Consider the following 8,497-nt stretch of genomic DNA (forward strand, 5'->3'; position numbering starts at 1 on the left):
AAGCCGCGCCGTACAACCTCCCCCAGGGTTTTTTGGGGGAGGTGGGCGAGCTCCGCGAGCCCGGAGGGGGCGCTCGCGCGGGGCACGCCTCCACGCACGAGCCTGGCCCTGACTTTCTATTTAGGGAGCGCCGCGCGAACTCAAAGATGCACAAGGCTTCGGGCGCGACCGCAAGGATCTCGCGCGCGATGCGGGAGGCCGGATCCCTGCCCCGGAGCCGGCTTGTCGCTTCGCGGGCAAGATCCTTCGTCGCCGCCATGGATCATGCGCTGACCGGGCTCACGCGGCGGCTCCTCAGGATGACGCTTCCGGGGGACCGCGGTCGGAGAAAGACAAAGGCCCCGGTGATGACGCGCGTCATCACCGGGGCTTTTGCTGATGCCGGCCGCACGAGGAGAGGGCGGCCATGCAGTCCGCGAAGGCGGACTTCGCGACGTTCCAGCGGCGAATTCATTCGCTCCGGCGGCGCGGTGGCGGCGCCGCGCCTGCTCCCTCAGCCGGCGGCGGCGCTGTCCGGCGTCGCGGGAGCGGGGGCGGGGGCGGAGGACGACGCGCTGCCGTTGCCGAGGTTCAGCGAAGGGACGCGGATCTCGTAGAGCACGGGCCACAGCTTGCCCGTCACCAGCAGCCGGTCCGCGGCCTCGTCGTACGCGATGCCGTTGAGCACGGCCTCCTGGTCCGTCGAGGGCGGAATCAGCGGAGACAGGTCCAGCCAGCCCTTTACCCGCCCCGTCGCCGGGTCGATGCGGGCAATGCGCTGCGTGTGCCACACGTTGGCCCACACCTCGCCCTTGACCCACTCCAGCTCGTTCAGCTGGTCCACGGGGCGGCTGCCGTCCATCACCCGCAGCGTGGTGTCCAGCTGAAAGGTCGTGGGATCGACGAAGCTCAGGTAGCTGCTGCCGTCGCTCACGATGAGCCGGCGGCCGTCGGACGCCAGGCCCCACCCCTCGCCGTTGTACTGCACCTGCCCGATCTGCCGCAGCGTCTGCGGGTCCCAGATGAAGGCCACGCCCTCCTTCCAGGTAAGCTGGTACAGCGTGTCGCCCACGGCGGCCAGGCCCTCGGCGAAGTACTGCCCGCCCAGCCGGCTTTGCTGCAGCACGCGCCCCGTCTCCAGCTCCACGATGCGCAGCGTGGACTGCTCGTAGCGCCCCGTGCTCTCGTACAGGCGGCCGTTGCGCCACACCAGGCCCTGCGTGAACGCGGTGGAGTCGTGCGGATAGCTGCGCACCTGCTCCACGCTCGCGACGGGTGCCGGCGGCTCCATGGTCTCCGACTCTTCGGTGGGAGGAGCGCCGTTGCCGCGCTCGCACGCGGCGGCAATGCCCACCAGCAGGGCACCGGCAACGGCAAGGGAAAGGATGGGTCGCATGGTCCTGTGTCCTCGATGATTCATCGGCCGGCCAGCGAGCGCAGCCAGGCCTCGCGAAAGGCGCGCATCCGCGGCGTCACCTGCATCCCCGCGCTCTCGTACGTCACCGCCTCCATGGACGGGTTCTCCGTGAGCGTCATCTGCACCGTGCGGCGCCCGCCGCGGCCGATGAACTCCACCGGCACCACGTCGCCGGCCGCGTGCTCGCTGATCACGGCGCGCAGGGCCTCGGTGCTGGGCGTGGGGCGGCCGCCCATGGACACGATCAGGTCGCCCTTGTCGATCCCCGCGGCGTAGAACGAGCTGAAGACGAGCGGATACCCGGCCACCATCACGCCGCCCTCGGCGTCTTCGAGCTGCACGGCCAGCACGGGCCGGCCCGCCTGCGACTTGCGCAGCAGGAACCCCGCGTTGGCAAGCAGCGCGCCGAAATCCACCACCTCACGGCCTTCCACGTAGCGGCGAAAGAAGTCGTTGGCGAACGCCGTGTCGCGGGTGACCTCGCCCAGCACGCGGCGCAGGTCCGCCACGGTGTACGGCCGCGCGGGCGCCTGCTCCGCCGTCTGCGCCCGGCCGAACTCGCGCCACACGGCGCGCATGTAGTCGTCCAGCGTCACCCCCTGGAACCGCGAGCGCAGCGTGAGGTCCAGCCCCAGCCCGATCCCCGATCCCCACGTGTAGTACGAGAGAAAGGTGTTGCCGCGGTTCTGCGGGTCGATGCTGGCGGCGGCGTCCACGAACGGCGCCTGCATGCTCATCTCCACCGCGCTGAAGAAGCGGCGGCCGGGCGCGTTGGTCACGGCGGCCGCGATGCCGCCCGTGATCTGCGCGTACTCCTCGTCTGTGTACAGCCCGGCGCGGCGGATGAACAGGTCGTCGTAGTAGTTGGTGAAGCCCTCGGCGAACCACAGCTCGCCGCTCATGTTGGCTTCCTCGAAGTTGAACGGCTCCAGCGCGTCGGGGCGAATGCGCTCCACGTTCCACGAGTGAAAGAACTCGTGCGACACCGTGCCCAGCAGCCCCATCTCGGCCTGCGCCAGGGAGCCGGACGACGTGAGCACGGTGCTGTTGCGGTGCTCCATGCCGTCGCCGTTGGCCCACGGCAGGTAGTCCGCCAGAAAGGTGTACGTGCCGAAGTCGTACCCCGCCGGCTCGCCGAACAGGGCGATCTCCTCGGCGACGACGGCGCGCGCCTTTTCGGCGAACCGGTCCAGCTCCTGGGCCGTGCCGCGGTGGTGCATCACCAGGCGAAAGGTGGACGGGCGGCCGCCGGGCCCCTCCACCGTCCACTCGCGCACGTCCCACGGCCCCACCTCCGTGGGCGAGTCCATGAAGTACTGCAGGTGCGGCGCGGTAAAGACGGCGGAGTCCGCCGTGGGCACGAGCTGCGTGGCCACGCGCCAGCCGTCGGGCCGCTCGAAGCGCACGCGGACGGGCGCGTTCTCCATCCCCCGGGCAAACATGAAGGTCGCGGGGATGTTGAGGTGCGCGTGCGTCTCGTCGATGCCGGCGTAGGTGCCGTCCACGCGGTCGCCAAAGAGCGTGTACTGCACGGTGACGGTGCCGTCGTGCGCGGCAAAGTCCCACTCGTGCGGGTCCGGCCGCGTGAAGGAGAGGGGCCGGCCGGCGCCGTCGGTCGCGCGGACGTTGTAGACGTTCTTGGCGAACTCGTGCAGGGCGTAGCGGCCGGGCGAGCTGCGGCTCATCCGCACCTGCAGCGGCTGGCCGGCGGGCACGCCGCGAAACGTGGCCGTGACCTCCGCCTCGTGGTGGGCGCGGTTGGGAAAGCGGATCTCGTAGTCCACGCGGCCCTGCGCGGCGGCGGGCGCGGCGGACAGCAGCAGCAGTGCCAGCACGGCCGGGTGCGGCCCGCGGCGGGCGCGGAACGAAAGGATGGAGCGCATGCGGATGCGGTGCAGTGCGGGTGCGACGTAGGGGGACGCGAGAGATTTAGCACCGGCGGGCGCGGCGGGCCAGCGGCGAGGCCCTCACCCCGCTCGTTCCTCGCGTCCCTGACCTTCGCGTCCACGACGAGTTCACGGTCCACGGGTTGGATCCAAGCGTGTGGCAGGCTCCGCGCGAGCGCCCCCTCCGGGCTCGCGGAGCTCGCCCACCTCCCCCAAAACTGCTGGGGGAGGTTGAACTGCGTTGTGAAGCCGGGGCGGGGCCCTCCGCGGGCCGGCGGACTGCCAGTCATCGTGCACGGGCCGTGATCCCCCTTCCCCCATTCTGTTCATGGGGGAAGGGCAGGGGATGGGGGGCGCTCGGCTGCCGGCGAGGGCCGTCGTCCACCCTGGGGCGCTCGGCTGCCGGCGAGGGGCGTCGTCCACCCTGACGAAGTTCGGAATCGTGACGAAATCCGGTCGGTCCCCGGCAGACAGCCGGCGCCGGTTTGATTAGATTATCGTCCTGAAACGAGAAACCACCGGGCGACCGGTCGCAGATATCCCATGAGCGAGCAGTACAATGACCCCGCGCAGCAGGCCGGCGAGTTCGACGTGGCCATCATCGGCATGGCCGCGCGCGTGCCCGGCGCCGACGACCTGGACACGTTCTGGGACCACCTGCGCGCCGGCCGCGAGACCATCACGCACTTCACCCCCGAGGAACTGCGCGCCGCCGGCGTCCCCGACGAGGTGATCGCGTACCCCGGCTACGTGCCGTCCGCGGGCCGGCTGAACGACATCCAGACCTTCGACGCGGGCTTCTTCGGCTACTCGCCCCGCGAGGCCGAGGTGCTGGAGCCCGCGCACCGGCTGTTCCTGGAGGTGGCCTGGGAGGCCCTGGAGAACGCCGGCTGGGCGCCCGAGCGCGTGGAGGGCCGCGTGGGCGTGTACGCCGGCGCCGGCGCGCCGATGTACACCGAGAGCCACGTGCGCCCCAACGCCGAGCTCATGGCGTCCGTGGGCGCCATGCAGAGCAACCTGGCCAGCGGCAAGGACTTCATCGCCACGCGCACGGCGTACAAGCTGGGCCTGCGTGGCCCCGCCCTTTCCGTGCAGACGGCGTGCTCCACCTCGCTCGTGGCCGTGCACCTGGCCGTGCAGAGCCTGCTGAGCGGCGAGAGCGACATGGCCCTGGCCGGCGGCGCCTCCGTCCTCGTCCCCCAGGACAGCGGATACGTCCACGCGCCGGGCAGCATCCTCTCCCCCGACGGGCACTGCCGCGCCTTTGACGCCCAGTCCGCCGGCACGCTCAGCGGCAGCGGCGTGGGCGTCGTCGTCCTCAAGCGCCTGGCCGACGCCCTGCGCGACGGCGACCCCGTGCGCGCCGTCATCAAGGGGAGCGCCGTCAACAACGACGGCGGCAACCGCGTGGCCTACACGGCGCCGGGCGTGGAGGGGCAGAGCGCCGTCATCAGCGAGGCGTTGGCGGCGGCGGACGTGCACCCCGACACCATCGGCTACGTGGAGGCGCACGGCAGCGGCACGGACCTGGGCGACACCATCGAGATCGCCGCCCTCACCCGCGCGTATCGGGCCCACACCGACCGCGTGGGCTTTTGCGCCGTGGGTGCCGTCAAGTCCAACGTGGGCCACCTGGACACGGCCGCCGGCGTGACGGGGCTCATCAAGACGGTCCTGGCCCTGGAGCACGGCGAGATCCCGCCCACCGTCCACTTTACGGCGCCCAACCCCAAGCTGGAGATCGAGCGCAGTCCGTTCTTCGTCTCCGGCGAGCTCCGCCGATGGGAGACGGACGGGCATCCGCGCCGCGCCGCCGTCAGCTCGTTCGGCATCGGGGGGACCAACGCGCACGTGATCCTCGAAGAGGCGCCGCCGGTGGCGCCTTCGGGTCCCTCGCGTCCCTGGCAGACGCTGCGGGTGTCCGCGCGGTCGCCAAAGGCGCTGGACGCGGCCACGGACCGGCTCGCCGAGCACCTGTCGGCTCATCCGGAGCTGCCACTGGCGGACGTGGCGTTCACCCTGATCGAGGGGCGCCGCGCGTTCCCGTACCGGCGGACGGTCGTCGTCCGCGAGGGGGAGGATGCGGCCAGGCTCCTCCGCGAGCGGGCGCCGGAGCGCACGGTAGCGGGGCTGGCGGAGGGCGGCAGCCGTTCCGTCGCGTTCCTCTTTCCCGGCCTGGGCGACCACTACCCCAACATGGCGCGCGGCCTGTACGAGGCCGAGCCCGCCTTCGGCGCCGAGGTGGACGCCTGCGCGCGCATCCTCCAGCCGCTGCTGGGGATGGACATCCGCGAGGCGATTTTCTCCGGCCCCGCTCCGTCCGACGCGGCCCCGGCCGGGGGCATCGACCTGCGGGGGATGCTGGGCCGCGCGAACGAGGCCGATCCCGCCGCGGACCGGCTGAACCGCACGGAGCTGGCGCAGCCCGCCGTCTTTGTCATCGACTACGCGATGGCGAAGCTGTGGATGAGCTGGGGCGTCGTCCCCGAGGCCGTCATCGGCCACTCGCTGGGCGAGTACGCGGCGGCCTGCATCGCGGGCATCCTGCCCCTGGAGGACGCGCTGGCCCTCGTGGCCGACCGCGCGCGGATGATCCATGCGCTGCCGGCCGGCGCCATGCTGGCCGTGTCGCTGGACGAATCCGCCGCGCGCGCCTTTCTCACCCCGGAGCTGGCCGTCGCCACGGTCAACGCGCCGGGGCTCACGGTCCTCTCCGGCCCCGAAGGAGCGATCGCGGATGCCGAGCAGCGCATCGTCACGGCGGGGCACACGGCGCGGCGCCTGGCCACGACGCACGCCTTTCACTCGCCCATGATGGCGCCCGTGGCGGAGCAGCTCGCCGCGCGCATCGCCCGGACGACGCTGCGCGCGCCGTCCATCCCCATGATCAGCAACGTCACGGGGACGTGGATCCGCGACGCCGAGGCGACGGATCCCGGCTACTGGACGCGCCACCTGCTGGGCACCGTGCGCTTCGCGGACGGCATCGCCGAGCTGCTGCGCGAGCCCGGCCGCGTCCTGATCGAAGTCGGCCCCGGGCAGACGCTCTCCACGTTCGTCCGCCAGCGCCCGCCCGCGGAGGACGAGCAGGCGCCGCTCGCCATCGTCCCCTCGCTGCGCTACGCGTACGACCGCAAGCCCGACGCGCAGTTCCTGGCCGAGGCCGTCGGCCGGCTGTGGGTGGCGGGCGTGGCGGTGGACGGGGCGGCGTTCCGCGCCGGGGAGCGCCGCTGCCGCGTGCAGCTGCCGACGTACCCGTGGGAAAAGCAGCGCTACTGGGTGGATGCGCCCGCGCCGTCCGCCCTGGCTGATCGGGCCGCGTCCGGCGACGACCTGTCGCGCCGCGCGGACCCGGCGGACTGGACCTACCTGCCCACGTGGACGCGGACGGCGTCGCCGTCGGCGCCTCCGGAGCGGCACGGCGTGCTGCTCGTGGGCGCGCCGGGGCCGCTGACGGACCGGCTGGAGTCCGCGCTGGAGCGCGCCGGGCAGCGCGTGACGCTGCTGCACCCGGGCGCGGGCTACAGCGCCGGCCGCCGCACCTACTACGCCCGGATGGATTCGCGCGACGACTTCCGCGCACTGGGCGCCGACTTCCGCGACACGGGCCTCGTCCCGGACGTGGTGATCTTTGCCGGCGCGCTGGAGGACGCCCGTGGCGCGTTCGGCACGCTGATGCTGCTGGCGGATGCCATGGCGATGGCGGGCGAGGGTCGCCTGGTCGTCCTCACGGCCGGCGCGCACGCCGTGACGGGCGACGAGGAGGTGTCGCCGGCTGCCGCCGCGCTGCTGGGCGCCGCGCGCGTGGTGCCGCAGGAGTATCCCGCCCTCCGCTGCCGCGCCATCGACGTGGCCCCCGGCGACGCATCGCCCGGGACGGCGGCGCGCGTGGCGGCCGAGGCCGTGGCGGACGCGGCGGACTTCGACGTGGCGTTCCGCGGGCGGCACCGCTGGACGCGCGGCTTTCGCGCCGTCCGCCCGTCCGCCCCGGCCCTCGCCGTCCGGGACGGGTCGGCGTTCGTCCTCGTGGGCTCCATGGAAGGGCGGATGGGCGGGCTGGCGCTCGCCCTGGCGCGCCCCGGCGTCCGCATCGCCCTCGTCACGCCGGACGACGGCGATGCGGAGCTCACGCGGATGCTGGAGGCGCGCGGCGCCCAGGTGCTGGCCCTCCGCGCCGACGCCGCGGATTCCGCCGCGCTGGCGGATGCGCTCGCGTCCGTGGAAGACCGCTCCGGATCGCTAGAGACGGTGATCTTCTCCCCGCACGGCGCGTCCATCGGCGAGTTCGCGGGCATCGCGTCGTGGACGCCGGAGTGGACGGCCGCGCTGGCCGATCACGAGGCACGGCACATGGCCCTGGCCGGGGCGCTGGAGGATCGGGGCGTTCGCCACGTCCTCGTGGACGTGACGATCGCGGGGGTGACGGGCACCGTGGCGCGGGTGCGGATGGCCGCCGCGCACGCCCTGAGCGACGGCTTCGCGGCCGCACGCCGCTGGACGGCGGTGGACTGGGACCACTGGACGGGCGGCCAGGCGGGCGAGGAGGGCATCGCCCCGGACGAGGTGCCGGCCGCGGTGGACGCCGTGCTGGCGCTGGCCGGCGAGCCGCAGGTGGTCGTCTCCGTGACGGACGTGGAGGCCCGCGTGCGCGCCCTGGCCGCCGCCGCGCGCGCCGCGTCCGACGCGGCACCCGGCGCAACGCTCTATGAGCGCCCGGAGCTGGACGTGGAGTACCACGCTCCCACGAACGAGGTGGAGGAGACGCTGGCGGCGCTGTGGCAGGGGCTGCTGGGGATCGAGCGCGTGGGCATCCACGACGACTTCTTCGGCCTGGGCGGCCACTCGCTGCTGGCCACGCAGATCGTGGCGCGCGTGCGCGACCAGTTCCAGCTGGACCTGCCGCTGCAGTCCATCTTCGAGGCGCCCACGATCGCGAAGTTCGCGCAGCTCATCGAGGACGCCATCATCGCCGAGCTGGAGGCGCTGTCGGAGGAGGAGGCCGCGGGGCTGATGGGGGCGTGACGGCAGTGCGAGAGTGCGGGAGTGCGAGAGTGCGAAAGTGCGAAAGTGCGAAAGTGCGAAAGTGCGAAAGTGCGAAAGTGCGAAAGTGCGAAAGTGCGAAAGTGCGAAAGTGCGAAAGTGCGAAAGTGCGAAAGTGACGGCACGGCACTCGTGCACGAGGGGGGAGGTCCGGCGGCAGGCGGGGCGCCCCCCT

3 protein-coding genes are annotated in these 8,497 nt (G+C 72.7%); 1 reads left to right on the forward strand and 2 read right to left on the reverse strand.

Annotated features, from left to right (window positions below; all coding sequences use genetic code 11):
- Positions 1 to 493: 493 nt before the first annotated feature.
- Both VFZ20_RS23030 and VFZ20_RS23035 read right to left on the reverse strand, forming a co-directional pair.
- Positions 494 to 1,375 (reverse strand): glutaminyl-peptide cyclotransferase, encoded by an 882-nt coding sequence (locus VFZ20_RS23030; protein ID WP_329686305.1) that lies wholly within the window; start codon positions 1,373 to 1,375, stop codon positions 494 to 496.
- Positions 1,376 to 1,395: 20 nt separating this feature from the next.
- Positions 1,396 to 3,279 carry a hypothetical protein gene (locus tag VFZ20_RS23035; protein WP_329686306.1) on the reverse strand — a complete coding sequence of 628 codons (1,884 nt, stop codon included), beginning with the start codon at positions 3,277 to 3,279 and terminating at the stop codon, positions 1,396 to 1,398.
- A gap of 546 nt (positions 3,280 to 3,825) precedes the next feature.
- Between VFZ20_RS23035 and VFZ20_RS23040 the strand changes: the two genes are divergently transcribed.
- Positions 3,826 to 8,304, forward strand: a complete 4,479-nt coding sequence (locus VFZ20_RS23040; protein ID WP_329686307.1) for a type I polyketide synthase — start codon at positions 3,826 to 3,828, stop codon at positions 8,302 to 8,304.
- Positions 8,305 to 8,497: the final 193 nt, after the last annotated feature.

Origin of the sequence: Longimicrobium sp., assembly GCF_036280135.1 — a bacterium.
Classification (GTDB): Bacteria; Gemmatimonadota; Gemmatimonadetes; order Longimicrobiales; family Longimicrobiaceae; genus Longimicrobium.

What these genes read in the sequence shown, in the direction of transcription:
- VFZ20_RS23030 (WP_329686305.1), bottom strand. Translation starts at nt 1,375, where the DNA reads ATGCGACCCATCCTTTCCCTTGCCGTTGCCGGTGCCCTGCTGGTGGGC.
- VFZ20_RS23040 (WP_329686307.1), top strand. Translation starts at nt 3,826, where the DNA reads ATGAGCGAGCAGTACAATGACCCCGCGCAGCAGGCCGGCGAGTTCGAC.
- VFZ20_RS23035 (WP_329686306.1), bottom strand. Translation starts at nt 3,279, where the DNA reads ATGCGCTCCATCCTTTCGTTCCGCGCCCGCCGCGGGCCGCACCCGGCC.